The 25,061-nt window shown below is 66.5% G+C and carries 22 protein-coding genes; 8 read left to right on the top strand and 14 right to left on the bottom strand.

The genetic code is table 11. From position 1 onward, the window contains the following. Nucleotides 1-82 precede the first annotated feature (82 nt). Complete coding sequence (locus tag PDM28_RS02090; RefSeq protein ID WP_311183618.1) at nucleotides 83-841, top strand: hypothetical protein; 759 nt, start codon at nucleotides 83-85, stop codon at nucleotides 839-841. A 26-nt stretch (nucleotides 842-867) separates the two neighbouring features. Here PDM28_RS02090 and PDM28_RS02095 read toward each other — a convergent pair whose 3' ends face one another. The 6 genes from PDM28_RS02095 to rpsU all read right to left on the bottom strand — a co-directional run bounded on the left by PDM28_RS02095 (nucleotide 868) and on the right by rpsU (nucleotide 6,086). Beyond that, nucleotides 868-1,851 carry a bile acid:sodium symporter family protein gene (locus PDM28_RS02095; RefSeq protein ID WP_311183619.1) on the bottom strand — a complete coding sequence of 328 codons (984 nt, stop codon included), beginning with the start codon at nucleotides 1,849-1,851 and terminating at the stop codon, nucleotides 868-870. A gap of 52 nt (nucleotides 1,852-1,903) precedes the next feature. Next, nucleotides 1,904-2,461 (bottom strand): protein tyrosine phosphatase family protein, encoded by a 558-nt coding sequence (locus PDM28_RS02100; protein WP_311183622.1) that lies wholly within the window; start codon nucleotides 2,459-2,461, stop codon nucleotides 1,904-1,906. A gap of 21 nt (nucleotides 2,462-2,482) precedes the next feature. Continuing rightward, entirely contained in the window at nucleotides 2,483-4,207 is a 1,725-nt protein-coding gene (gene dnaG, locus PDM28_RS02105; RefSeq protein ID WP_311183623.1) for a DNA primase, read from the bottom strand. Between the two features lie 65 nt (nucleotides 4,208-4,272). Then, entirely contained in the window at nucleotides 4,273-5,223 is a 951-nt protein-coding gene (locus PDM28_RS02110) for a YihY/virulence factor BrkB family protein (RefSeq protein ID WP_102946630.1), read from the bottom strand. A gap of 88 nt (nucleotides 5,224-5,311) precedes the next feature. Further along, nucleotides 5,312-5,758, bottom strand: coding sequence for a GatB/YqeY domain-containing protein (locus tag PDM28_RS02115; RefSeq protein ID WP_102946629.1), 447 nt, complete (start codon nucleotides 5,756-5,758; stop codon nucleotides 5,312-5,314). Between the two features lie 112 nt (nucleotides 5,759-5,870). Beyond that, nucleotides 5,871-6,086, bottom strand: a complete 216-nt coding sequence (rpsU, locus tag PDM28_RS02120) for a 30S ribosomal protein S21 (protein WP_002808376.1) — start codon at nucleotides 6,084-6,086, stop codon at nucleotides 5,871-5,873. A 167-nt stretch (nucleotides 6,087-6,253) separates the two neighbouring features. Here rpsU and tsaD point away from each other — a divergent pair, with 167 nt between their 5' ends. Then, nucleotides 6,254-7,279 (top strand): tRNA (adenosine(37)-N6)-threonylcarbamoyltransferase complex transferase subunit TsaD, encoded by a 1,026-nt coding sequence (gene tsaD, locus PDM28_RS02125; protein ID WP_311183627.1) that lies wholly within the window; start codon nucleotides 6,254-6,256, stop codon nucleotides 7,277-7,279. Here the strand turns inward: tsaD and PDM28_RS02130 are convergent. Beyond that, the gene (locus tag PDM28_RS02130) at nucleotides 7,239-7,928 is read right to left on the bottom strand and encodes a hypothetical protein (RefSeq protein WP_311183628.1); all 690 of its coding nucleotides are present in this window, start codon (nucleotides 7,926-7,928) and stop codon (nucleotides 7,239-7,241) included. The two genes, tsaD and PDM28_RS02130, sit on opposite strands and share 41 nt — an antisense overlap. A gap of 348 nt (nucleotides 7,929-8,276) precedes the next feature. Between PDM28_RS02130 and folB the strand changes: the two genes are divergently transcribed. The 4 genes from folB (at nucleotide 8,277) to PDM28_RS02150 (ending at nucleotide 12,950) form a co-directional block, all read left to right on the top strand. Then, a complete protein-coding gene (gene folB / locus PDM28_RS02135) occupies nucleotides 8,277-8,633 on the top strand; it encodes a dihydroneopterin aldolase (RefSeq protein WP_102946626.1) in 357 nt (118 codons plus the stop codon). Then, a complete protein-coding gene (locus PDM28_RS02140; RefSeq protein ID WP_311184627.1) occupies nucleotides 8,633-9,910 on the top strand; it encodes a mechanosensitive ion channel family protein in 1,278 nt (425 codons plus the stop codon). Before folB ends, PDM28_RS02140 begins: the two co-directional genes overlap by 1 nt. A 135-nt stretch (nucleotides 9,911-10,045) precedes the next feature. After that, nucleotides 10,046-12,220 (top strand): glycoside hydrolase family 3 N-terminal domain-containing protein, encoded by a 2,175-nt coding sequence (locus PDM28_RS02145; protein WP_311183629.1) that lies wholly within the window; start codon nucleotides 10,046-10,048, stop codon nucleotides 12,218-12,220. 109 nt (nucleotides 12,221-12,329) lie between these two features. Further along, nucleotides 12,330-12,950 (top strand): hypothetical protein, encoded by a 621-nt coding sequence (locus tag PDM28_RS02150; protein WP_311183630.1) that lies wholly within the window; start codon nucleotides 12,330-12,332, stop codon nucleotides 12,948-12,950. 40 nt (nucleotides 12,951-12,990) lie between these two features. Here PDM28_RS02150 and PDM28_RS02155 read toward each other — a convergent pair whose 3' ends face one another. The 7 genes from PDM28_RS02155 to PDM28_RS02185 form a co-directional block, all read right to left on the bottom strand. Further along, a complete protein-coding gene (locus PDM28_RS02155; protein WP_311183632.1) occupies nucleotides 12,991-14,148 on the bottom strand; it encodes a PQQ-dependent sugar dehydrogenase in 1,158 nt (385 codons plus the stop codon). 137 nt (nucleotides 14,149-14,285) lie between these two features. Further along, nucleotides 14,286-14,648 (bottom strand): hypothetical protein, encoded by a 363-nt coding sequence (locus PDM28_RS02160; protein WP_070208630.1) that lies wholly within the window; start codon nucleotides 14,646-14,648, stop codon nucleotides 14,286-14,288. Nucleotides 14,649-14,858: 210 nt separating this feature from the next. Next, complete coding sequence (locus PDM28_RS02165; protein ID WP_102946622.1) at nucleotides 14,859-16,154, bottom strand: APC family permease; 1,296 nt, start codon at nucleotides 16,152-16,154, stop codon at nucleotides 14,859-14,861. Further along, nucleotides 16,151-16,945 carry a L,D-transpeptidase family protein gene (locus tag PDM28_RS02170; protein WP_311183633.1) on the bottom strand — a complete coding sequence of 265 codons (795 nt, stop codon included), beginning with the start codon at nucleotides 16,943-16,945 and terminating at the stop codon, nucleotides 16,151-16,153. Before PDM28_RS02170 ends, PDM28_RS02165 begins: the two co-directional genes overlap by 4 nt. 17 nt (nucleotides 16,946-16,962) lie before the next feature. Continuing rightward, a complete protein-coding gene (locus PDM28_RS02175) occupies nucleotides 16,963-17,811 on the bottom strand; it encodes a MurR/RpiR family transcriptional regulator (RefSeq protein WP_311183634.1) in 849 nt (282 codons plus the stop codon). A gap of 7 nt (nucleotides 17,812-17,818) precedes the next feature. Then, on the bottom strand, nucleotides 17,819-18,925 hold the full coding sequence (locus tag PDM28_RS02180; protein ID WP_311183635.1) for a dipeptide epimerase: 1,107 nt from the start codon (nucleotides 18,923-18,925) through the stop codon (nucleotides 17,819-17,821). Next, a complete protein-coding gene (locus PDM28_RS02185; RefSeq protein WP_311183636.1) occupies nucleotides 18,925-20,367 on the bottom strand; it encodes a C40 family peptidase in 1,443 nt (480 codons plus the stop codon). Before PDM28_RS02185 ends, PDM28_RS02180 begins: the two co-directional genes overlap by 1 nt. A 132-nt stretch (nucleotides 20,368-20,499) precedes the next feature. Here PDM28_RS02185 and PDM28_RS02190 point away from each other — a divergent pair, with 132 nt between their 5' ends. Both PDM28_RS02190 and PDM28_RS02195 read left to right on the top strand, forming a co-directional pair. After that, nucleotides 20,500-21,984 (top strand): transglutaminase-like domain-containing protein, encoded by a 1,485-nt coding sequence (locus PDM28_RS02190; protein ID WP_425507629.1) that lies wholly within the window; start codon nucleotides 20,500-20,502, stop codon nucleotides 21,982-21,984. A gap of 42 nt (nucleotides 21,985-22,026) precedes the next feature. Next, a complete protein-coding gene (locus tag PDM28_RS02195) occupies nucleotides 22,027-25,053 on the top strand; it encodes a TonB-dependent receptor (protein ID WP_311183637.1) in 3,027 nt (1,008 codons plus the stop codon). Nucleotides 25,054-25,061 lie beyond the last annotated feature (8 nt).

Genomic DNA, 25,061 nt, shown 5'->3' on the forward strand with positions numbered 1-25,061 from the left:
GTGTGTCCCAACTCCTCACGCGCCCGTCAGCCTATACAGCTAGTTCGAGCCGCTGACGCGCGTTCCACATGAGGAAAAACACATGCATCCATCCACGAAGCTCGGACTCTGTCTGGTCGCCATGAGTGTGATCGCAGGCGCGAATGGCTGTTCAGAACAGCCCGATCCAGTGCCCGTCGACGCAGTAGGCCAGTGGCTGAATGACCGCGCGATGCGTGCGGCCGAAAAGGACCAGGCGTCGGGCGCGAACCAAGATCTCCCAGAAGGTGTGTACCGCTTGATCCCCGTGGCAGAACTGGACGCCACAGAGCCCGTCAAACAGCATTTCCGGGAGAAGATTGAACGAAGTCGTTCGGGCGTGATGAAGGTGCCGACAGGCGCGATTCCATCCGAGCAACAACTTGTGATTGCACTGCCCAAGACAAAGCGATCAGAAACGACCCTGCGGGAAAGGCTACCCAATCCTCCAAGCAATCTGCAGGGAACGGCACTGACCACTGCAGCGTTGATCGGAATGGAGCCCACCGGCGCGCTGCACGGCCTCAGATCCTCCGGACTCTCCCGCTTCTATCGTTTGAAAGACATCGGCATCGTAGAGTTCAACGAACACAATTTCCGGGTGCCCGGCGGGGTGATTGAAGCCTTCGTTGAGGCGCAGAACACCTTGATCAACGGAGTACCCGGCAAGATCGAAATGACGGTCGACGATCAAGGCCGTGGCTGCGTATCACTGACGTGGGCCGGCAAAGACAAGGTGTACTCATTGACCGCTACAGGCGACGACAACGTGGAGCGCAAAGCCGAGGCGTTGAGAGCGATCGCTGAGTCGGTGGTCGATTGATCCTGGCCAGACAACCATGCCTTCCGCTACGTGGAAGGCATCCCGGGATCACGCGCAAATCGCTGCGCAATCACCGCGCACACAATCAGCTGGATCTGGTGGTAAATCATGATCGGCAGCACGATGGCGCCCAGGCTGCCGCCGGCGAACAACACCTTTGCCATTGGTACGCCGGTGGCCAGGCTCTTCTTGGAGCCGCAGAAGAGGATGGTGATACGGTCTTCGCGGTTGAAGCCCAGGCGCCTGGACAGGAAGGCGATGATCGGCATCGCAATGCCCAGCAGCACCGCGGCCACCACGGCCACGGTCAACAGCGACAACACAGGCGTCTTGCTCCACAGCCCTTCGTTCACTGCTTCACCGAATGCCGAATACACCACCAGCAGGATCGTGCCCTGGTCGGTGTAGCGCAGCAGGGCGCGTTGACGCTCCACCCAGCGCGCAATCCACGGGCGCAGCAGGTGGCCGGCCACGAACGGCACCAGCAGCTGCAGCATGATGCTCAGGATCGCCTGGCCAGGGTTGTGCATGCCGCCCTGGGCGCCGGCCAGTACGGTCAGCAACAGGGGCGTCAGGAACACGCCAAGGATGCTGGACAGCGATGCACTCACCACTGCGGCAGGCACGTTGCCGCGCGCAAGCGAGGTGAACGCGATGGACGACTGTACGGTGGACGGCAGCGCGCATAGGAACAGGACGCCGATGTACAGCTCGGGGGTGAGCAGCCAGCCATCCAGCGGTTTGAATGCCAGCCCCAGCAGCGGGAACAGGGCGAAGGTGCAGGCCAGGATGGTCAGGTGCAAACGCCAGTGCAGCAGGCCGCCGACGATCGATTCGCGCGGCAGACGCGCGCCGTGCAGGAAGAACAGGGCGGCGATGGCGACGTCGGTAACGTCGTCCAGCACCATCGCGGCGGGGCCATGCATCGGCAGGAAGGACGCCAGCAGCACAGTGCCGAGCAGCGCGAGGGTGAAGTTGTCCGGTCGCAGGCGCGACCACCAGCGGGTCATGGTGGGCAGGCTCCTGTAGAGCTGGGGGAAACGGGGTGATGCGCGCGGGAACTCAACGCGCGGCGTCCTGCTCTAGCAGGGCGCGGGTCTGTGTCTCGAGCGAGGTCATGCCGGCGCTGCGGCCGAACTGCAGCGCGTCTTCGGTGGAAGCACCCTGTTGGTGCTTGAGCAGCGCCAGCAACGCGCCGACTCGGTTGCCGGACGCGCAGTGCAGGAGAACCGGGCCGTTGGACTGGGTCAGTGCCGCCTGCAGGGCCTGTGCGTTTGCGGCGGTGAGGCCGGCGGCGCCCGCGACCGGGATGCGCACGTAGTTCAGGCCGAGGTCTGCTGCGGTAGTGGCTTCATCGAAGCCGCGATCTTCATCGGGTTGGCGCAGGTCGATGACGGTGGCGATGCCTGCGGAGGCGGCCTGCTGCACCTGTGCTGCGGACGGTTGGCCGCCGGTGTAGAGGCCTTCGTCCGGTTGGTGGAAGGCATTGGGGAAGGCGGTCGCCGGTAGCTCGGGCCGTGCGGGCAGCGGGGCAGAGCCCCGCTCCACGGCGGGGGCGGGTGACACCATGCTCATCGCAAGGATCAACAGGAAAGCCGGGCGCTCCAACCATCGCATCACGTCACTCTCCTGTCGGTCCAATCAGCGCAACGCTGCGCGGGCCTTCAACAGCTCGCGCAGCTCGTACTTGTCAGTATCGTCGAGACCCTGCTGCCGCTGCTTTGCCTGAAGCTCCTCAAGACGTTGCAGCAACAGCTGTTTCTCCAGCTGTGCCACCGCATCGTGCAGCTCCTGGTTCCACATCGCCTCGTCACCGGGCAACGTCTGCGCGGCCAGCTTGTGCAGGGCGTCCTGCTCCTCGCGGCCTTCGAAATGCTCCAGCAATGCGCCGGTACTGATATCCGGGCGCTGCTCCACCAGGGTGAGCAGCTCGATCAGCAGTTCCACGCCCGGCAGGCGCAGCCCGCTGAAATGGTGGCCTTCCAGCGTCATCGCCAATGACGGCTGCTGCAGCAGGATCGCGATCGCTGCGCGCACCAGGCTGCGGCGCTGGGTCGGTGCCACCGCGCGCGGTGGTGGACGCGAAACCGGTGCGGCGGTGGCTGTGCCACCCAACCCGGTCAGCGTCGACAGCTGCTGCTTCATCAGGTCGCCGAACGCACCGTCGGGAATCTGCGCCAGCATCGGCCGCGCGCGCTCGGCCAGCCGTGCCTTGCCGTCCAGCGTGGCCATGTTGACCTCGCGGGTGAGCTCGTCGAAGAAGAACTGCGACAGCGGCGTCGCTTGCTTCAACCGCTCGTCGAAGCCTTCCTTGCCTTCCTTGCGCACGATGGTGTCGGGGTCTTCGCCATCGGGCAGGAACAGGAAGAACGCCTGGCGCCCGTCCTTCATGCGCGGCAGCACCGACTCCAGCGCACGCCAACCGGCGCGGCGGCCGGCGGCGTCGCCGTCGAAACAGAAGAACACGTCCGGCGCGTTGCGGAACAGCAGCTCGGCGTGCTCGGGCGTGGTCGCCGTGCCCAGCGTCGCCACCGCCTGGGTGACCCCGAACTGGAACAGCGAGACCACGTCCATATAGCCTTCCACCACCACCAGCCGCTCGATCTTCTGGTTGGCCTGGCGCACCTGCCACAGGCCGTACAGCTCGCGGCCCTTGTGGAACAGCGCGGTTTCCGGCGAATTGAGGTACTTCGGGCCGTCGTCCTTTTCCATGACCCGGCCGCCGTAGGCGATCACGCGTCCGCGCCGGTCGAAGATCGGGAACATCACCCGGTCGCGGAACTTGTCGTAGACATGGCCGCGGTCGTTCTTGGAAAACAGGCCGGCGCGGTCGAGCAGCTTCATGCGCCGCTCGTCCTTGCCCAGCGCATCCTTCAGCGCGCTGTAGCCATCGGGCGCATAGCCGATCGCAAACCGCGTGCGGTTTTCCTCGTCCACGCCGCGCTGGTCCAGGTAGGCGCGCGCCTTGTCGCTGCCCTCCAGCGACTTCTGGAAGAAGCGCGTGGCCGCATCCAGCGCCGCGTACAGGTCGCGGCTGTCGTCCTGCTGCTGGGCGGTGCGCTGCTGCGTCTCGCGCGGCACTTCCATGCCCACGCGCTTGGCCAGCTCATCGACCGCGTCGAGGAACTCCAGGCGGTCGTAGTTCATCAGGAAGCTGATCGCCGTCCCGTGCGCGCCACAACCGAAGCAGTGATAGAACTGCTTGGTCGGGGATACCGTGAACGACGCCGAGCGTTCGTCATGGAACGGGCAGCGCGCCGAGTACTCCTTGCCCTGGCGCTTCAACGGCACGCGGCTGCCCACCACTTCGACAATGTCGGAGCGGGCCAGCAGGTCGTCGATGAATGCGTCGGGGATACGGGCCATGGGCAGCAGGCTGGGGGCGCGACCGGCAACGGCCAAGCGCGGTAGCGGGGGACCCCGCTAGTCTACTAGCTGGCGCTGGTTCCGCCCGGTTTCGGGGGCTCGATGCCGGCTTCGGCCAGGTGGAAGCGCGCCCGCAGGCGTTCATCGATCACCGCCGTCATCAGCGCACCGACGAAGAACACCACCGTGGCGTAGTAGATCCACACCAGCGAGATCACCAGTGCGCCCATCGAGCCGTAGGCGCTGCCCGGTGCCACGGTGGCGATATACAGCCCGATCGCATAGCGCCCCAGCGCGAACAGCGCCGAGGTGATGGCCCCGCCAATGAACGCCTGGCGCCAGGCCACGCGGCGGTCGGGCAGGTAGTGGTACAGGAACGCGAAGCCCACCGTGTACAGCACCAGGCTGGTCAGGTAGCCCACCGCCGGCAGCACCGAGGGCAGCTGCGCGAAGGCCACCTGCAGCATGGTGGTGGCGGTCATCGACAGGATCAGCAGGAAGCCCAGCGCCAGCACCACGCCGAAGGAAAACACGCGCTTGCGCAGCCACGCCACGATCCCGTCGAGCCGCTCGCCACTGGTATTGAAGATCAGGTTGAGCGCGTTCTGCAGCTGGGCGAAGACGGCGGTGGCGCCGATGAACAGCAGCAGGGTGCTCCACATCCCGGCCAGTGAGCCCATCGACGGCTGGTTGTCGGCGTTCTTGAGCACGGTGTCGGCCACGGTGGCTGCGCTGCTGCCGGCCACATCGTTGATCTGGCCGATCAGTGCCTGCTGCGCGGGCGGGTACAACGAAGCGGTCAGCCACAGCAGCAGCACCAGCAGCGGTGCCATCGAGAGCAGGGCGTAGAAGGAGACCGATGCGGCCTGGGTCAGTACGTCGATATCGACGAAGCGTTTGCCCACCGCCACCGGGAAACTGCGTTCAAGCCGGTCCACGTACTTGCGCAGGCGGGGCGGAACATGGGTGTGGTCGTGCGCGGGTTCGGGCGCAGGGGAGGGCGGCAGCGAAGACATGCCTGATTTCTAGCAGGCCCGGTTCGAAGACCGGGTGAAACGCGCGCCTGCCGGGCAGGACACGACCGTCGGTCGTGTCCCCGCATGCTCAGCCGGCGAAGTGCTTCTTGACCAGCTGCGACACCAGGCCCATGTCGGCCTTGCCGGCCAGCTTCGGCTTCAGCGCGCCCATCAGCTTGCCCATGTCGGCCGGGCCGCTGGCGCCGGTTTCGGCCACCGCTTCCTGGATGGCGGCCTGGATCTCGGCTTCGCCCATCTTGGCCGGCAGGTAGGTGTCGATCACCGCCAGTTCGTCGCGCTCGATCTGCGCCAGGTCATCGCGGTTGGCCGCGTCGTACTGGGTGATCGAGTCCTTGCGCTGCTTGACCATCTTGTCCAGCACGGCGATCACGGCGGCGTCGTCCAGGGTGACGCGCTCGTCCACTTCACGACGCTGGATTTCGGCGTTGATCAGGCGGATCACGGCCAGCTTGTGCTTCTCGCCCGCCTTCATGGCGGCCTTCATGTCGTCGGTGAGCTGCTGTTTCATGCTCATGGAACACCTCGTTCGGTGGAAGTATGGAAACGCAAAAAGCCGGTAACGCTTGCGCGTTCCGGCTTCGGCTCCGCCGCGACAGGACCCGCCTGCCGCATCGAAGTGCGTCCGATCAGTACAGGCGCTGACGCTTGGTGACGTCGCGCGACGAGCGGCGCAGCTGACGCTTCACAGCAGCAGCAGCCTTACGCTTGCGCTCCTGGGTCGGCTTTTCGTAGAACTCGCGCTTGCGGGTTTCGGCCAGCACGCCGGCCTTTTCGCAGGTGCGCTTGAAGCGACGGAGCGCAAACTCGAAGGGCTCGTTCTCGCGGACTTTAACGCTGGGCATGGAATCTCCGGGACACAGTAGAACCGGGTCACGCCCGGTGAGAGCCGCACATTATAGCGGCGAGAAAAGAACTTGCAACCCACCCCGGCAAACTTCCTGGCCTTGGGTAGTGAAGGGCGCGCTGGCGGTACGTCTGCCAAGGCCTCAAGAGGTCCATAATAGCAGGCATGCGAGTCCTTGGTATCGAATCTTCCTGCGATGAGACCGGCGTGGCGGTGTACGACACCTCCCTGGCCGGCCCGGACGCCCTGCGCGCCCATGCCGTCTACAGCCAGATCGCCCTGCACGCCGAATACGGCGGGGTGGTGCCTGAACTGGCCAGCCGCGACCACGTGCGCAAACTGCTGCCGCTGATCCGCCAGACCCTGGCCGAGGCTGGGCTGGGCGTGGGCGACATCGACGGGGTGGCCTACACGGCTGGCCCCGGGCTGGTTGGCGCGCTGCTGGTGGGGGCGGGCGTGGCCCGCTCGCTGGCCTGGGCGCTGGAGGTGCCGGCGGTGGGTGTCCACCATATGGAAGGCCACCTGCTGGCCCCGCTGATGGAAGATCACCCGCCGCAGGCGCCGTTCGTGGCCCTGCTGGTCTCCGGCGGGCATACCCAGCTGGTGGCAGTGGACCGCATCGGCCAGTACCGCCTGCTGGGCGAGACCCTGGACGATGCGGCGGGCGAGGCCTTCGACAAGACCGCCAAGCTGATGGGCCTGCCGTACCCCGGTGGCCCGCAGCTGGCGGCGCTGGCTGAACGCGGCACGCCGGGCCGGTTCAAGTTCACCCGCCCGATGACCGACCGGCCCGGCCTGGATTTCAGCTTCTCCGGCCTGAAGACCCAGGTCCTGCTGGCCTGGCGCGACAGCGACCAGAGCGAGCAGACCCGCGCCGATATCGCGCGCGGCTTTGAAGACGCCGTGGTTGAGACCCTGGCGATCAAGTGCGATCGCGCGCTGGACGCGGCCGGCACCGACGTGATCGTGGTGGCCGGCGGCGTGGGCGCCAACAAGCGCCTACGCGCCAAGCTGCAGCAGATGGCCGAACGACGCGGCGGACGTGCGTGCTTCCCGCGCCCCTCACTGTGCACCGACAACGGCGCCATGATCGCCTTCGCCGGCGCGCTGCGCCTGGAAGCCGGCCAGCACAACCCGCCGCAGGTGCAGGTCACCCCGCGCTGGGACATGGCGACGTTGCCGGCGGTGTAGGGAGCCCGGGGCGTCGCCTGAGCACTTCCGATACGGTTTCGTGGTTGCGCATCCATTGACCTACGTGAGGGCATCTCAGGCCGACGACTCGCGCAATCGTCATGAGGTCTTCGTCCAGGTCCCGTCCAAAGATAGGCTCGTGGTGCGCGATTCGGTTGCGCAACTGGCGCACCCGCTCCAGATCAGTGAAGGCACGAGCCCGAGTTCGATGCGCGGGATCCGGCGAGCCAGGCAGCACGGTTCGCATGGTCTTTGCCCAGAGTGACTGATCGAATCTCTGGGTGAACATCTGTTGCCAGAACGCGAATCGCAATCCTGCGACAACTGAAGCCGTGGATGAGCATCCACTGGCGGCACGCCGCAGCTCATCCCGCGCGTTGAAGCCCCCGGTGCTGCTTGGCAGGCTTAATCGAAAGCTCTCCTGCCAAGGCCACGATGGCCCGTGTCTGAGGGAAAGGGCTTCTGCTACGGCGTTGCGGGTGATGATCTCGCAGGTATGCAGCGGAAGCATGAAAGCGCCACTGACCTGCATGTTCCATTGATAGAGTTCAAAAGGGTGGATGCGGCATGGTGCAAGCGAGGCCGCAGCTTCATAGGTCTGCATGCGTGAGGCCGAGAAAGATCGATGAATCTGTTCCAGGTTGCGCATCCCGCGCTCCGATGTGTCTACATCGATGGATCCTGCTCAGATGGCGACCCAAGCCCCATCGGAAAAGTCAGCGCTCGCTCGTCGGAGTCGCCCGTGACGGGCAACTCTGCGAGTGTCGTCGCAAAAATGAGATCGACAGGTTGACCTGATGCTCGCCCCGCGACTACGGTAGTCCCGTGTGCCGCCGGGATCAGTTCATGGGGAGACCCATTTCCCCCGGGGACGTTGGCAGTAAGCAAAGGGCCCCGCGCGGGGCCCTTTGTCTTTTCCAGCCCATTGAACCGCCGGTTCGAGGCACGTTCGGGCCCACCCCGTTACCATGGACGCCATCTTTCACGTGGCACTCCTATGGACAAGGTATTCATTGAAGGGCTCGAAATCGACGCCCTGATCGGGATCTACGACTGGGAACGGCGGATCCGCCAGACCCTGCGTTTCGACCTGGAAATGGGCTTCGACAACCGCAAACCGGCGGCCAGCGACGACATCGCTGACACCCTGAACTACAAGGCGGTGAGCAAGCGGATCGAGCAGTTCGTGCGCGAGTCCGATTTCGGCCTGGTCGAAACCCTGGCCGAGCGCATCGCTGAGATCGTGCTGCGCGAGTTCAACGTGCAGTGGCTGCGCCTGAAGCTGAGCAAGCCCGGCGCGGTGCGCGGGGCCAAGGCGGTGGGCGTGATCATCGAACGAACCGCGGATTCATGATGCAGGAAGCTGTGATTGCCACTACGCAGTGGCTGGAAGGGGTGCAGAAGACCCTTGAACCGTACCCCTGGGCATACACCACCCTCGTGCTGTGCGCGTTGGCGCTGGCCGCCTGGCTGGCCAATTTCGTCACCAAGCGGATCCTGCTGCGCGGCCTGCGCCGCCTGCTGCGGCGCCTGCCCGGCCATGGCGCCGGCCACGAAGGCGGCAGCAATCTGCGGGTGATCTCGCGGTTGTCGAACCTGGTGCCCAGCATGGTCATCGCCGCCGGCATCCGCATCGTGCCCGACCTGCCACCGCAGCTGGTGCAGTTCGTGATCGGCGCTTGCCAGGCCTGGGCGATCCTGACCGTGGCGCTGGCGATTTCGCACGCGCTGGATGCGGCCAACGAACTCTACGAACGCCGCCCGGACGCCCGCAGCAAGCCGATCAAGGGCTACCTGCAGGTGGTGAAGATCGTGGTCTTCGTCATCGCCGGGCTGTCCATCGTCGCCACCCTGCTGGGCGTGAAGCTCGGCCCGCTGGTGACCGGCCTGGGCGCTGCCACCGCCGTGTTCATGCTGATCTTCCAGGACACCATCCTGTCGCTGGTGGCCAGCGTGCAGATCAGTGGCGACGGCCGCGTGCGGCTGGGCGACTGGATCGAAATGCCCAGCCAGAACGCCGACGGCGACGTGATCGACATCGCCCTGCACACCATCACCGTGCAGAACTTCGACAAGACCATCACCACCATTCCGACCAAGAAGCTGGTCACCGAGTCGTTCAAGAACTGGCGCGGCATGCAGGAAGCGGGCGGGCGCCGGATCAAGCGCGCGCTGTACCTGGACCAGCACAGCGTGGGTTTCCTGGACGCGCAGGCGCTGCAGCGCCTGGAGCAGTTCGCGGTGCTGGGCGACTACCTGCGTGAAAAGCAGGCGGAGCTGTCGGAATGGAACACCGGGCTGGAAGCCAAGGGCGTTAACGCAGTCAACGCGCGCCGGGTGACCAACCTGGGCACCTTCCGCGCGTACGTGGAACGCTACCTGCGCCAGCATCCGGGCATCCATACGGACATGACACTGCTGGTACGGCAGCTGCAGCCCACCACCGAAGGCCTGCCGCTGGAGCTGTACTGCTTCACCCGCACCACGGCCTGGGCCGGCTATGAAGGCATCCAGTCGGATGTGTTCGATCACCTGCTGGCGATCCTGCCGGCGTTCGGGCTGCGCGTGTTCCAGGCCTCCAGCGATGCGATGCTGATGGCCGCGCAGCAGCATCGGGTGGCGGCAGAGTAAGCTCCTGAGCCCGGCGCGCCGCCCTGGCTGCGCCGGATTTCCCTCCGGGGATGCAAAATGAACGTCAAAATCCTCCACAACGGGCTCGGGGACGCTAGAATCCCGGCCTTGTAAACGTTTTCATAAGGACTGCCGGTGGCCTCCGATCGCATCGAAACCCTCATTGCCCAGATGACCGTCGAAGAAAAGGTCGGCCAGCTGGGCGTGTTCGCGGACATGGTTCGGCCGTTCGCGCCGGACGTGAACCCGGAAGCCAACGTCAGCAACGCCGACCAGGTGCTGCAGCAGGTGCGCGAAGGCAAGGTGGGCTCGCTGTTCAACGGCGTGGGCGTGGAAGCCGGCCGCCGCATCCAGCAGGTGGCGCTGGAAGAAAGCCGTCTCGGCATTCCGGTGATCCTCGCCGCCGACGTCATCCACGGCATGCGCACCGTGTTCCCGATCCCGCTCGGTGAAGCGGCCAGCTTCGAACCCGACCTGGCCGAGCGCACCGCGCGCGCCACCGCCGTGGAAGCCACCGCAGGTGGCCTGCACTGGACCTACGCGCCGGCCGTGGACATCGCCCGCGACCAGCGCTGGGGGCGTGGCGCGGAAGGTGCAGGCGAAGACGTGGTACTGGGCTGTGCGTTCGCCGCTGCCCGCGTGCGCGGCTTCCAGGGCCCGGACCTGCGCGCGGCCGACGCGCTGCTGGCCACGCCCAAGCATTTCGCCGCCTATGGCGCGGTGATGGCCGGCATGGAATACAACATGGTGGACATCTCGCCGCAGACCCTGCGCGACGTGCACCTGCCGCCGTTCAAGGCCGCCTTCGAAGCCGGCGCCATCACCGTGATGTCCTCGTTCAACGACATCAACGGCGTGCCGGCCAGCGCCAACGCCGAACTGCTCACCGACATCCTGCGCGGTGAGTGGCAGTTCCCGGGCGTGGTGATTTCCGATTACACCGCCGACATGGAACTGGTGGCGCACGGCTACGCCGCCGACGACCGCGACGCCACCGCCAAGGCGTTCACCGCCGGCCTGGACCTGAGCATGCAGAGCGGCTTCTACGCCGTGCACCTGCCGGAGCTGATCGAAAGCGGCGACGTGCCGATGGCCACGCTGGACGAGTCGGTGCGCCGCATCCTCAACCTGAAGGAAGCGATCGGCCTGTTCGACGACCCCTACCGTTCGCTGGACCTCGAGCGCGAAGCGGACACCTCCTACCTCGCCGCACACGACGAACTCTCGCGCGACGCCGCGCGCCGTTCGATCGTGCTGCTGAAGAACGAAGGCAACGTGCTGCCGCTGCGCAAGGAAGGCCAGAAGATCGCGCTGATCGGTCCGTTCGTGCAGGACCGCGAGAACATCGAAGGCTGCTGGACGCTGTTCGGCGACAAGTCGCGCTACGTGACCCTGGAAGCCGGCGTGCGCGCGGCGATCGGCGATGAGAGCCTGCTGGAGATCGTGCCCGGCTGCGAACTGGAAGCGGCGCTGCAGGATGGCATCGAGCAGGCCGTGGCTGCCGCGCTGCGCGCCGACGTGGTGGTGCTGGCGCTGGGCGAGCCGCAGCGGTACAGCGGTGAAGCGCAGTCGCGCGTTGAAATCACCCTGCCGGCGGCGCAGCAGGCGCTGGCCGAAGCGGTGGCGATGACCGGCAAGCCGCTGGTGGTGCTGCTGCGCAATGGTCGCGCGCTGGCGCTGCAGGGCGCGGTGCGCAACGCGCAGGCCGTCGCTGTCACCTGGTACCTGGGCACCCAGACCGGCCCGGCCGTGGCCGACGTGCTGTTCGGCGACTACAACCCGTCCGGCCGACTGCCGGTGAGCTTCCCGCAGGTGTCGGGCCAGCAGCCGTTCTTCTACAACCACCCGCGTACCGGCCGCCCGGAGCTGCCGACCATGTCGGAGTTCAAGGCGCGCTGGCGCGAGATTCCGAACGCGCCGCTGTATCCGTTCGGCCATGGCCTGGGCTACACCACCTTCAGCTACGGCGTGCCGCAGCTGGGCAACGCCAAGCTCGGTTGGGACGGTACGCTGGAGATCACCACCACCCTGACCAACACCGGTGCGGTGGCGGGCGAGGAAGTAGTGCAGCTGTACATCCATGACCGCGTCGCCAGCCGCGTGCGTCCGGTGCGTGAGCTGAAGGACTTCCGCAAGGTGGCGCTGCAGCCGGGTGAAAGCACCGAAGTGCGCTTCACCCTGGACCGCCACGCGCTGGGCTTCACCGGCCGCGACGGCGTGTTCCGCGCCGAACCGGGCCAGTTCGACCTGTGGGTGTGTGCCTCGTCGGCAGCTGGCGAACCGGTGGTGTTCGAACTGCTGGCGAAATAAGGTAGCGCCGGGCTCTGCCCGGCCGCCATCCTGGCATCGCGCGCAGACCGTCATCACCCAACCACGCCGCCCCGGCTACCCTGCGCGTTCGCACTTCATGGAGCCGCGCATGCGCCTGATCCAGATCCTGCTTCCCACGATGCTGCTGGCTGCCTGCAGCCAGCCGGCCCCGCCGGCAGACGAAACCGCCGCGCCGTCGACCTCGCCGCCGGCCACCGCGCCTGCTGCTGCAGAAGACGCACCGCAGGCAGGTCTCTCGCCGGATGCGGTGGAGCCCAGCACCGCGCCAACGCCAGATGCAGCCCCTCCGGTTCCGGGCACCGATTCCGCCGCCACGCCTGCAGACGCCGCACCGGCCGAAGGCGGCGCACGCGAGCGCATCAACAGCCTGCTTGGCGATGCCGAGAAATACGAAAGCGTGTTCAACGACCTGCAGCGCGGTGTTGCCGCCGGTGACCGCGCCACCGTGGCCGGGCTGATGCGTTATCCAGTGCGGGTCAGCATCGCAGGCAAGAGCCAGAAAGTGGCAGATGCCGCAGCCTTCCAGCGCGACTACGACAAGATCGTGACCCCGTCGCTGGCCAAGCTGATCGGCGAGCAGAAGTTCGACCAGCTGTTCGTCAACTGGCAGGGCGTGATGCTCGGCCAGGGCGAGGTGTGGATCAATGGCGTGTGCCCGGACAACGATTGCAAAAACGCCGACGTGAAGGTCAACAACATCGGCGAGTGATGCGTCGTAGAGCCGGGCTCTGCCCGGCTCTACCGTTCCATCAACCCTTCGGGGTCAGCTTCAGCAGTTTCGCGTTGCTGCCATCTTCCAGCAGCCAGATCGCGCCATCCGGACCCTGTTCCACTTCGCGGATGCGTTCGCCCATCTTGAAGCGCTCCGCTTCGCGCGCGTTGTCGCCGTCGAACGCCACGCGCACCAGCGAGGTCGACGACAGGCCGCCGATGAAACCGCTGCCGGTCCATTGCGGGAAGAGCTTGCCGCTGTAGATGATGAAACCGGCCGGGGAAATCACCGGGGTCCAGGTCACCTTCGGTGCGGCGAATTCCGGGCGGGTGTCGTGGTCGGGAATGTCGCGGCCATCGTAGTGGTTGCCGTTGGATACGATCGGGTAGCCGTAGTTGGCGCCGCGCGTGATCAGGTTCAACTCGTCGCCGCCGGCCGGGCCCATCTCATGCACCCACAGCTTGCCGCGCGCGTCGAACGCGATGCCCAGCGCGTTGCGGTGCCCCAGCGACCACACCTGCGCGGCCACGCCGCCCTTGGAGGCGAACGGGTTGTCAGCCGGCACGCTGCCGTCGTCGTTGAGGCGGATGATCTTGCCCAGGTTGCCGCTCATGTCCTGCGCCGGGTCGAACTTCTGCCGCTCGCTGGAGGTGATCCACAGCTTGCCGTCCGGACCAAAGGCGAGGCGGTGGCCGTAGTGGCCCTTGCCTTCGACCTTCGGGGTCTGGCGCCAGATCACCTTCAGGTCTTCCAGCGTGCCGCTGCCATCGGCGGCCAGTACCAGCTTGCCGCGTGCCACGGCCGCGCCGCGGGTGTCGTTCTCGCCCTCTTCGGCGTAGCTGATATAGATCAGATGGTTGCTGGCGTAGTTCGGGTGCGGCAGAACGTCACCGAAACCGCCCTGGCCGCCGTAAGCGACCTTCGGCACGCCGGTGATATCGGCGCTCTTCTTCGTCTGCACGTTGAAGTGCTTGAGCTTGCCTTCCTTTTCAGTCACCAGCAGGCTGCCATCGGGCAGGAAGCTCATCGCCCACGGCTGGTCGAACCGGGCCACTTCGGTCGCGGTGAACGGCCACTGGGCCTTGTCCAGCTGCGGCGCGGCGGCGGCGCCCGCCTTGTCGGCAGCAACGCAGGCGGTGGTGAACAGGGCGGGGGTGACGGCAAGGGCAACGCTGAGCAGCAGACGACGGGTCATGGGAAATCTCCGGATGGGGACGCGAATGGCCAACCGGTGTTGTACACCATGCACATCAACGGGGCGTGGACCAGAGGTCATGAAGAAAACCCGCAGCCTTGCGGCTACGGGTTCCAAGGTATCGCGGGTGTGCGCAGTCAGGTACCGCGCGGCACGCCCTTGTCGAGGTGCGCCTGGTGCAGGGACGTGGACTCGTCCCAGCCGCGGCGGACCGCGTTGCGCGCCTGCGCCCAGGTCAGCTTGCTGGTGGCCTGTTCACGCGCCCAGCGCGATTCCAGTTCGGCTTCCACCTGCTCGTAGGCTTCGATGACTTCATCGGCTCGGGTGCGGGTATGGCGCGAGCTGTAGCCCAGGTAGTAGGCCGGCTCGTAGTCTTCAAAGCGCTGGTCGCTGTCGTAGTACGGCTCGGCGCTGAAGCGTTCACGCCAGTAATCGGATACGGCTTCGCGCGGCACGCCATCTTCCGGCACCCGGCCGGGAATCTGGTAATCAGGGCTCATGTCTGGCTCCGGTGGGGTGAGGCTGTACCGTAGCCAGAAGGCGGTTAACGCGGTGGGCGCGTGGGGTGAATGGTGGGTCAAGGGCAGCGCGCCGCCGGGGCGTGACGCGGACACGCATGGCGTGTCTCTACGCGGACCACGCGTGTCCCACGGGACAATGACCGCGTAGCGACACGCCATGCGTGTCCCACGCGGTGCCACCGAAGCCAATCACCCCACGTTCTTGCGCGGCAACAGGTAAATCACCCCACCCACCGCAAACGCGATCAACGCCGCCGCGATGTTCTGCCAGCTTGCACTGGCGAACAGCGCCAGGCACAGCACCAGCGCCAGGATCGGAATCAACGGGCCACCGGGGAGCTTCAACGCACCGGGACGATCACGGAACCGACGCGCCAGCACGATCACCGCCGCCGCCGTGCCGATGTAGGCGAACAACCGCGTGGTCATCGACAACAGCGCCAGCTGCACGAACGAACCCGACAACGCCAGCACCAGCGCGATCAACCCCTGGGTGATGATCGCCGCGGCCGGCGTGCGGAAGCGCGGGTGCACCTGCGCCAGCAGCTTCGGTCCATAGCCATCACGGGCCAGTGCGAACAGGAAGCGCGGGCCCATCATCATCGTGTTGCTGTTGGTGCCCAGGATCGAGATCGTCGCGCCCACGGTCAGGATCAGCGCCAGCGCCTCACCGCCGAACCCTGCCGCCGCATCCGCCAGCGGCGTGGCCGAATCGGCCAGGCCCGGCAGCGTCCCCTGCGCGATGAACTGCACCGCGCCATAGATCACCGTCACCGTGATGATCATCGTGATCAGCGCGAACGGAATGTCCCGGCGCGGGTTGCGGTACTCGCCGGCCGCCGCCGGAATGTTCTCGAACCCGGCATACGCATACAGCAACAACAGTGCCGCCTCCCCCATGCGTTGCAGGTCATGCGGGTCCGGGCGGGTGCCCGAGAACGCCAGGTCCGTATCCACATAGAACGCGCCGATCGCCACGAACAGCAGCAGCGGCAGCATCTTGCCGATCACCAGCACGATCCCGGTGCGTGCGGCCGAGCGCACCCCGGCGACGTTCACGGCGGTCAGGAAGCCCAGCGACGCCACGATGATCAGCACCCGGCCCAGGTCGTGCCCGGCCCACGGCCAGAACCGCGCCACGGCGTCGGCCAGTGCATTGCTCAGCGCCGCCGCCGAGCTGATCCGGGTCAGCCAGATCATCCAGCCGATCTCGAACCCGGCAAAGCGTCCGAACGCTTCGCGCGCATACAGGTAGCTGCCACCGGGCTCGTCGAAGTAGCTGGCGGCCTGCGCGTAGCACAGCACCAGCAGCGCCACCACGATGCCCGCCGCCACCACGCCCCATAGGCTGAACGGCCCCAGCAGGAGCACCGTAGCCGCCGGCAGCAGGTAGATGCCACTGCCGATCACATCGTTGATCGACAGCCCCACGATCTGCCAGCGGCTGACCGCGCGCTCCAGTTGCGGTTCGGGCGTGGCGCTCATTCAGCGGCCCCGGCCAGCGGCGGCAGCTGCCAGTCGTGCTGCACGCGCTGGTACTGCGCGCGCGGCAGCAGCACCAACACCGGCTTCTGCGCCCGGTCCAGCCACTTCAGCAGCGCGGCCATGTGCTCGGGCTGCATCGCGGTGCAACCGGCAGTCGCCTCGCCCGGCGTGCGCCACAGGTGCGCGAAGATGCAGCTGCCCCGGCGCGGTTCCGCGCCCGGGTTGTGCTCGATCACGAAGCCCTGGCGGTACCGCACGTCACCCTTGTTGTGCAGGTCCAGCCGCATCGGCTCGGTGGAACCCTCCACCGCCTCGGCGCCGACCACCTCGGCGTCCACGATGCGGTTGTAGTACTTCGAATCCGGCACGTCCATGCAGTAGCTGCTGTCCAGCATCGGCTGGTAGGGCAGGGACGTGGTGGCCTTGTCGGCATAGCCGAACGCAGTGCCGATGCTGAAGATGCCGGCCGGGCTGCGCCCATCGCCTTCCTGCTTGACCGGTTCGCCCGGCTGCTGCGGTCCGTCGCCGTTCGCGGCCGGCACCAGGCCCACGCCCCAGGCGCTGCCGCTGCGGCCCACCGACACCGCGAACGCTTCGCCCTCCGCCTTCCAACCCGTGGCCGTGCGCGAGTACGCCTGCAACCGGCCCTGGGTGGCATCCCAGCCCTCGGTGGTAACCACGATCATCTGCCGGTGGTCCTGCAGCGGGGCCACCGCCGGGGTCAGCGCGGCAACGGGCAGGGCGCTGGCAACCAGCACCACGGCAACAGCGGAACGCAGCAACGACAGCATCGGGCAGACTCCGGCAATCAGGTATCGATCAGGTGTTCGATCCGTTCCAGGTTCACCCCGAGCTGGCGGTGGCGGTCCGGGTTGGCGTGGCAGAGCAGCACGAACACGAAGTCCAGCAGCGACTGCAGGGCAGAACGGTACAACAGTTGCGCCACGTGCGGCGCCGGGTCGTGCGCGCACACCACCAGCGCGCCGTCGGCGTGCGCGCGCAGCGGGTTGGCGCTGTGCCGGGTGATCGACACCACCTTGCCGCCCATGTCCTGGAATTGGCGCGAGAGCTGGAACAGCTGCGGCAGCTTGCCGAACTCGGAAAACACCAGCAGCACATCGCCCGGGCGCGCGGCCGACAGGTTGGCCATCATCAGGATCGGGTCGGCGTGGTGCACGGTGAGCATGCCCAGCAGCGAAAGCCGCATGGCGAATTCGCGCGCATACAGCCCATCGTCGCCCAGCCCGTACACGAACAGCTTGGGCGCGTCGTCGATCAGCCGCACGATCGCTTCCACGTCCGCCTGCGGGTTGGCCAGCCGGGTTTCCTCGTCGGCCGCCGTGCGGCTCAGGCGCAGGCGTTCGGCCAGCTGGTCGTAATCGTTGGCCGGGCCGGCGGTTGGCGGACTGCTACCACCCTCATTGCCGGCACGGGCGACCGCCTCGCCGATGGAATACTTCAGGTCCGGATAGCCCTTGAAGCCCAGCTTTTGGCTGAACTTGACCACGCTGGACTGGCTGATCCCCAACGCGCTGGCCAGCTGCTGCGAAGAGTAGTCGCGCAGCAGGTGGGCGTTGTCGAGGATGAAGTCGGCAATGCGGCGTTCGATCGCCGACATGTGGTCACGCTCGGAGCGGATTTTCACCAGGGGCGGCATGCGCTCTTCACCATGTGGGGGGCTTCAACATCTCCAATCCTCGCACTTCGGTGATGCCCAATCCCGGCGCATCGCTGATGGTGATCTCGGACTCGTTGAAATGTACCCCGCCTGTGACCGGATTGAACTGCCCCAATGATGGCCCGTCCAGGTCCACCTTGGTGATGACCTCGCTCTTGGCCACGGCCAGGTGCACCGCCGCAGCCACGCTGATGCTGGACTCGATCATGCAGCCGATCATGCACGGCACCCCGTAGATGGCGGCGATGTCGGCAATCCGGATCGCGTTGGAGAGCCCACCGGTCTTCATCAGCTTGATGTTGATGATGTCCGCCGCGCGCTGCTGGATCAGGTCGAACACCTGGCCCGGGTTGAACACGCTCTCATCGGCCATCACCGGTGTATTGACCCGGTCGGTCACGTACTTCAGCCCGCTGATGTCGGCCGCCTTCACGGGCTGTTCCAGCAGTTCCAGCACCACCCCGGCGTCTTCCAGGGTGCGCATGGCGTGCACCGCCTGCTTGGCGGTCCAGCCCTGGTTGGCGTCCAGGCGAAGCAGCGCCCGGCCCTGCACCGCCGCGTGGATCGCCTTGACCCGCTCGATGTCCAGCCCGATGTCCTTGCCGACCTTGATCTTCAGCGACTCGAAGCCGCGGTCGATGGCCGACAGCGAATCGGCCACCATCTTGTCGATGTAGTCCACGCTGATGGTGATGTCGGTGGTGATCACCGGATCGCCACCACCCAGCATCTGGTACAGCGGTGCGCGGTGCAGCTGCGCCCACAGGTCGTACACCGCGATTTCCACCGCCGCCTTGGCGCTGGTGTTGCGCTCCATCGACGACTGGATCAGCGCGCAGATGCGGTTGAGGTTGGCCACCTCCTGGCCGATCAGGCGCGGCTTGATGAAGCGGTCGATGGCTTCGACGATTGAGCCGTGGGTATCGCCGGTGATCACTGCCGTGGCCGGTGCTTCACCGTAGCCGGTGTGGCCGCTGTCGGTGCGGACCAGCACCACCACGTCTTCCACCGTGTCCACGGTGCGCAATGCGGTCTTGAACGGGGTCTTCAGCGGCACGCGCAGCATGCCAAGTTCAATGTCGGTGATTTTCATCAAGGAGTCTGGGGCCGGATGCGCTGGATGTTGGTGATGCGGTCGATGTAACTGACGGTGTCGCTGGCCATCATCGGCTGCAGCGGGGTCACCGATACCCCATTGAGATGCGCCTGCACGCGCGTGCCGCCCGGTCCGAACCAGCTGCCGCCGGAGGTGTCGTGGATCATCCACGTCTGCCCGTCCAGCTGGCCGATGGTGACCATCACGTGGCCCGGGATGTAGACCAGGTCGCCCACCTGCAGCTGCTGCACGGCGGCGTTGCGCTTGGCTTTGTCGTCCGTCGCGGTGAAGGCGATGCGGTCCAGCGCCGGGCTCACCGCCTGCGCGCTGGTGTTGCGCGGCATCAGCACGCCGAAGCTGCGGTAGATCTCCGAAACGAAGCCGCTGCAGTCGCGGGTGTCGTAGGAATGGCCCCAGCCGTAGCGCTCGCCCAGGAACTTGAAGGCCTGGGTAAGCAGGTTGCGCGGGGTCAGCGGCAGGTAGTCGGCGGCGGTGTCCTGCGAGCGCGGCAGCAGCGCCGGCACCAGTGCCAGCGAGCCGTCGGTATTGCGCACCGGCAACTGCACCACGTGCGCGGCATGCGCCTGCTGGCCGTTCACGGTCTGCGCCTGGGGCCAGTCGGCCAACACCGGCAGCCGCACGCCCATGTCCAGCTGCAACCGCGACACGCGCGGTTCTTCCGGGGTGAAGGCGGTGAACGCGGTCGCGCCGGTCACCACCCGATACGGGCCCTTCTGGCCGTAGCCGAGCACCGTCGCGGCATCGCCGATTCCCACGAAGCGCTTTTCGATCCAGGCGGAATAGCGCTCGCTGGTGATGAACAGCCACTTCCCGTCGGCGCTCTCATGCAGCACCGCCACCGCGTCGCCCGGGAACAGCGCGGACTCCTGGAAGCGGTCGATATCGGTATCGCCCTGCGAGGTGAACACCCGCAGCGCGGTCGGGAACGCGCGCAGGTCGGCGCGGTGGGTGACCAGTCCGTACTGCAGCGGGCGTGCGGCGGGAATCGCATCCAGTGCCAGGTTGGCCTCGATGCTGGCGCGTGCCGTTGCGGCAATCGGCTGGCTGTCCACTCCAAACAGTGCCTTTTCCGGCCAGCGCGAAAGCTTCTGGATGTCGGCCAGCACCTGCGAACGAGGCAGCGACGCCGGCAGCGCCCGCAGGTCGTGAATGGAGTCGTCTTCGGCCCGCATGCGCGCGTTCTGCGCGTCAATGCCGGCCCGGTCCAGGATCACCCGGTCCGCGTCGGGCAGCCGCGCCGCCCAGAACGCCGGGTCCAGGTAGGCCTCGCGCAGCCCGACCACGCCGCCGAAACCACTGGGGGTCGCAACCGGGGCCTCGGCCCAGGCGGCAGTGCCGGGCAGGGCCAGCATCGCTGCCAGCACTACGCGCGCCGGCCACGCAAGCCGCGCAGGGCGGCGGGGGGGAGCCTGGATCATGGAGCGGTCATCCTCCTCGGAATCGTCAGGAATATTTATTCCTTTTTTCAGCGAAAGCAAGAATAAATTATTGACCCCCTGTCAGGCCCGTGTTACACAGCGATTACCACCCGCACGTTGGGAAGTGTCGCTGTGGATCTGCCCGTTAGCAAACCGCGTTCTGCCTCGACCTTCGCCCGTCGCGCCGCCACGGCGTGCCTGCTGCTGGGCCTGGCGTCGTTGCAGGCGCCGGTGCTGGCCCAGGACGCGCTGATCGCGCAGATCGACCAAGGCCAGTTCGCTGCGGCGGAAGCCACCATCACCGAACGGCTGGCAGACCCTGCGCTCAGCGCCGAACAGCGCGACGCCTATGCCTTCCAACGCGAACGCATGCGCCGCATGCGACTGGACTTCAGCCTGGACGAAGCGCAGGCGAAGACGCAGCTGCGCAAGCAGATTCCCGACCTGCGCGACGACGAATTCGCGCGCTGGGACGCGGCCGGCCTGATCGAACACCTCGACATCGATGGCCAGCGCCGTTATTTCAAGCGCGCGCCGTCCAATCTGTTCCGGGTCAGCGCTGAAGCACGTGCACGGCGCGCACCGAATGTGCCGCTGCCCACCGAGGGCCCTTACGAAAGCCTCGCCCCGCATCACCATGAAGTAATTGCTGCTGCAGACGCCAGCGGCGCCACCAGCCTGGTGCCGCGCCGGGTCGAGGTCAGCCAGTCGATCACGGTCAAGCCCGATGCCGTGCCCGCCGGCGAACTGCTGCAGGCGTGGATTCCGTACCCGCGCGCCATCGCCGGCCAGCAGGAAGACATCACCTGGATCGCCCCGCAGCAGGGCGCGGTGATCGCCCCGGAATCGGCCCAGCAGCGCACCGTGCACCTCCAGCAGAAGGCGGTGGCCGGAAAGCCGACCCGCTTCGAGATCCGTTACGCGGTCACCGTGTACGCGCGCCACATCGACATCGACCCGGCCAAGGTCATCGCCACGCCGAACGATCCGGCACTGCAGCCCTACCTGGCCGAGCAGCCGCCGCACGTGGTGTTCACCCCGGCCCTGCGCGCGTTCTCGCAGCGCGTGGTGGGCACTGAAACGAACCCGTACGCCATCGCGCAGAAGCTGTTCGACGCCGTCGACCAGATCCCTTGGGCCGGCGCGCGCGAGTATTCCACCATTTCCAACATCAGCGACTACGCCCTGCACGCCGGCCATGCCGACTGCGGCCAGCAGACCCTGTTGCTGATCGCCCTGCTGCGCCTGAACGGCATTCCGGCGCGCTGGCAGTCGGGGATGGTCTATTCCGACGACGCGGTGGGCTACAACAACCTGCATGACTGGGGTGCGCTGTACCTGGCCCCGTACGGCTGGGTGCCGATGGACGTCACCACCGGCCGCCTGCAGAGCAATGAGCCCGCCCTGCGCGACTTCTACTTCGGTGGACTCGACGCCTACCGCATCGCCTTCAACGACGATTTCCAGCAACCGTTCCAACCGGCCAAACGGCATCCGCGCTCGGACACCGTCGACTCGCAACGCGGCGAAGTCGAATGGGCCGGCGGCAACCTGTACTTCGATCAATGGAACTACGACTTCCAGTCGCACGTCGTGCCGGCGAAGTCCACGCACTAATCAGCACCATCACCATTTCACCCTTGAAGGAGAGAGCAGGGAATGAAAGCGAACGGTTTGAAGCGGGCGGCGCTGTGCGTCGCGTTGGGAGCGTGTCTGGGCAGCCTCGTGCCCACCGTGGCATTCGCGCAGGCGGTCAGCGGTGCCGTGGCCGGTCGTGCCAGCGCCGGCGACCAGATCACCGTGGTCAGCACCAGTACCGGGCAGACCCGCACGGTCACCGCCAGCGCCGACGGCACCTATCGCCTCGGCCAGCTGCCGGTGGGCAACTACCAGCTGCAGCTCAGCCGCGACGGCCAGAACCTCGGTGACCCGGTCGCCGTGAGCGTGGCCATCGGCGGCACCACCACGGTCAACCTCGGCAGTGGCGGCGGCGTAGTCAACCTGGACGCACTGCAGGTGGTCGGTACGCGCGTGGTCAACCGGGTGGACGTGTCCACCACCGAGACCTCATTCAACGTCAACCGCCAGGAGCTGGAACGCCTGCCGGTGGCGCAGGACCTGTCCGCGGTGGCGCTGCTCGCCCCCGGCGTGGTCGGCGGCAACTCCACCTTCGGTGGCCTGTCGTTCGCCGGTTCCTCGGTGGCCGAGAACGCAGTGTTCATCAACGGTCTCAACGTCACCGACATGTACACCCGGCGCGGCTTCTCCAGCGCACCGTTCGCGTTCTTCAACGAGTTCCAGGTCAAGACCGGCGGCTACTCGGTGGAGTTCGGCCGTTCCACCGGCGGCGTGATCAACGCCGTGACCCGCTCGGGCAGCAACGAGCTCAAGGGTGGCATCGAAATCACCGCCGAACCGAGCGCATGGCGCTCCAGCGGGCGCGACCACTTCCACCGCGACGGCACCCCGCATTCCTACGCCAGCCGCGACGACAGCTCCTTCTTCAAGACCAACGTGTGGGGCTCCGGCGCGCTCGTGCAGGACCGCCTGTTCCTGTTCGCGATGTATGAAGATCGCAACGACAGCGGCCACAACACCTCCAACGACGCCCTGACCTGGTTCAAGAACGAGGCCGACAACGGCTTCTGGGGCGCCAAGCTCGACTGGAACATCACCGACAACCACAGCATCTCGCTGCTGGGCTTCTCCGACGAAGGCGACGTCACCAACGGCTCCTACAACTACGACTGGGACGCGAACGAGATCGGCCAGTGGGGCGGCGATTCGGTCACCGAGACCGGCGGCCGCAACTACTCGGCCACCTATACCGGCCACTTCGGTGAAACCTTCACCGCGCGTGCCATGGTCGGCCAGAACAACCAGCGTGCCTTCACCAGCTCCTCGCTCGACGAAGCCTGCAGCCCGGTGTTCACCGACGCCAGCTACGCCTCGCGCCTGTACAAGCTCAACGGCCTGCGCCCGGGTTGCCACCCGACCGGCGCCGCCGTGGCCGAGCGCGACGACACCCGCGACGTGGCCCGCCTGGACTTCGAATGGCAGCTCGGCCGCCACCTGCTGCGCTTCGGCGTGGACCGCGAGCTGATGACCACCGAGCAGTCCACCCGCTACCCGGGTCCGACCCAGCTCAGCTACACCGCCTACGTCGCCCGCCCGGGCGATGAAGTGTGGGACGGCGCCAACGCATTCGTACCGCCGGGCGTCACCGAGATGCTGCGCGGCCGCAACCGCGTGTCCGGCGGCACCTTCGAAACCGAAGCCAACGCGTTCTACCTCGAAGACATCTGGAACATCACCCCCAACCTCATGCTCAACCTGGGCGTACGCTGGGACCGCTTCGAGAACCGCACCGCCGACGGCGACGCCTTCATCAAGATGGACGACCTCATCGCGCCGCGCGTGGGCTTCTCCTGGGACGTGAAGGGTGACGCCACCACCAAGCTGTTCGGTAACGCCGGCCGCTATTACCTGCCGGTCACCAACAACATCAACGTCAACTTCGCCGGCGGCCTCACCGACGAGTACTCCTACTTCGTCCTCGACGGTTGGCAGCAGCAGGCCAACCCGGTCACCGGCGCGCCGTACGCGGCGCCGATCATCGGCCAGCAGATCGGCCCGGTCGACACCCGCATGAACACCGGTGCGGCCGACCTGCGCCAGAGCGTGGATCGCGACCTCAAGGCGGTCTACCAGGACGAGTACATCCTCGGCTTCCAGAGCATGATCAACCAGGCCTGGTCGTGGGGCGTCAACGCCACCTACCGCACCATGGACCGCGCGCTGGACGACATGCGCCTGAACTACACCCCGTGCGGCCCGACCGGCACCACCCTGTGGCCGATCGCCAACCCGGGTGAGAACCTGACCATCTGGGGCGACTCCAGCATCGGCTGTGCCACCGAAGGCTGGATCACCATCGACACCGCCAACAGCGGCTACCGCAAGGGCGGCAGCGGCGAAGTGGTCGGCTATTCCAAGCCCAAGCGCACCTACAAGGCGCTGGAATTCCAGATCGACCGTGGCTGGGACGAGAAGTGGCTGTTCAACGCCTCCTACCTGTGGTCGCGCAGCGACGGCAACTTCGAAGGACCGGTCAACTCCGATACCGGCTATGGCGACACCGGCATGGTCCAGCACTGGGACCACCCGTCCAACAACGAACGCTATGGCGTGCTGTTCAATGACTTCCGCCACCAGTTCAAGTTCCGCGCGGCCTATGCGCTGAATGAAATGTGGTCGTTCGGCTCCACCCTGCAGGTGATCTCCGGCGGCCCGGTCACCGCCTTCGGCGTGATGTGGCCCGGCGACACCGTGGCCGGCGGCAGCACCTCCAACGAAAGCGGCGGCGGTGGCACCGGCTGGCTGTGCGTGGCCAACTGTTCCGGCTCGTACGACCAGCGCCAGTTCGAATACACCCCGCGCGGGGCGTACGGTCGCCTTCCATGGACTTGGACCATGGGCGCCAACGTCACCTGGCGCCTGCCGGTGGAGGGCATCGACCTGAGCGTGCGGCTCTCGGTGTTCAACCTGTTCAACAACCAGACCGTCATCAACGTCCACCAGCGCTACGAAGCCCAGCCGGGCCAGTACCGCGAGAACACCTTCAACACCGGGACCCGCTGGCAGGCCCCGCGCTACACCCAGCTGATGGCGACCTGGAGCTTCTGATCGCCGCA

It is taken from the genome of Stenotrophomonas aracearum, from assembly GCF_031834615.1.
In the GTDB taxonomy this organism is placed as follows: domain Bacteria; phylum Pseudomonadota; class Gammaproteobacteria; order Xanthomonadales; family Xanthomonadaceae; genus Stenotrophomonas; species Stenotrophomonas aracearum.

Bases quoted from the DNA above. Each gene is read 5' to 3' on its own strand.
- PDM28_RS02090 (WP_311183618.1), top strand. From the start codon at position 83: ATGCATCCATCCACGAAGCTCGGACTCTGTCTGGTCGCCATGAGTGTG.
- PDM28_RS02095 (WP_311183619.1), bottom strand. From the start codon at position 1,851: ATGACCCGCTGGTGGTCGCGCCTGCGACCGGACAACTTCACCCTCGCG.
- dnaG (WP_311183623.1), bottom strand. From the start codon at position 4,207: ATGGCCCGTATCCCCGACGCATTCATCGACGACCTGCTGGCCCGCTCC.
- PDM28_RS02110 (WP_102946630.1), bottom strand. From the start codon at position 5,223: ATGTCTTCGCTGCCGCCCTCCCCTGCGCCCGAACCCGCGCACGACCAC.
- PDM28_RS02115 (WP_102946629.1), bottom strand. From the start codon at position 5,758: ATGAGCATGAAACAGCAGCTCACCGACGACATGAAGGCCGCCATGAAG.
- rpsU (WP_002808376.1), bottom strand. From the start codon at position 6,086: ATGCCCAGCGTTAAAGTCCGCGAGAACGAGCCCTTCGAGTTTGCGCTC.
- tsaD (WP_311183627.1), top strand. From the start codon at position 6,254: ATGCGAGTCCTTGGTATCGAATCTTCCTGCGATGAGACCGGCGTGGCG.
- PDM28_RS02130 (WP_311183628.1), bottom strand. From the start codon at position 7,928: ATGCGCAACCTGGAACAGATTCATCGATCTTTCTCGGCCTCACGCATG.
- folB (WP_102946626.1), top strand. From the start codon at position 8,277: ATGGACAAGGTATTCATTGAAGGGCTCGAAATCGACGCCCTGATCGGG.
- PDM28_RS02140 (WP_311184627.1), top strand. From the start codon at position 8,633: ATGCAGGAAGCTGTGATTGCCACTACGCAGTGGCTGGAAGGGGTGCAG.
- PDM28_RS02150 (WP_311183630.1), top strand. From the start codon at position 12,330: ATGCGCCTGATCCAGATCCTGCTTCCCACGATGCTGCTGGCTGCCTGC.
- PDM28_RS02155 (WP_311183632.1), bottom strand. From the start codon at position 14,148: ATGACCCGTCGTCTGCTGCTCAGCGTTGCCCTTGCCGTCACCCCCGCC.
- PDM28_RS02160 (WP_070208630.1), bottom strand. From the start codon at position 14,648: ATGAGCCCTGATTACCAGATTCCCGGCCGGGTGCCGGAAGATGGCGTG.
- PDM28_RS02165 (WP_102946622.1), bottom strand. From the start codon at position 16,154: ATGAGCGCCACGCCCGAACCGCAACTGGAGCGCGCGGTCAGCCGCTGG.
- PDM28_RS02170 (WP_311183633.1), bottom strand. From the start codon at position 16,945: ATGCTGTCGTTGCTGCGTTCCGCTGTTGCCGTGGTGCTGGTTGCCAGC.
- PDM28_RS02175 (WP_311183634.1), bottom strand. From the start codon at position 17,811: ATGCCGCCCCTGGTGAAAATCCGCTCCGAGCGTGACCACATGTCGGCG.
- PDM28_RS02180 (WP_311183635.1), bottom strand. From the start codon at position 18,925: ATGAAAATCACCGACATTGAACTTGGCATGCTGCGCGTGCCGCTGAAG.
- PDM28_RS02185 (WP_311183636.1), bottom strand. From the start codon at position 20,367: ATGATCCAGGCTCCCCCCCGCCGCCCTGCGCGGCTTGCGTGGCCGGCG.
- PDM28_RS02195 (WP_311183637.1), top strand. From the start codon at position 22,027: ATGAAAGCGAACGGTTTGAAGCGGGCGGCGCTGTGCGTCGCGTTGGGA.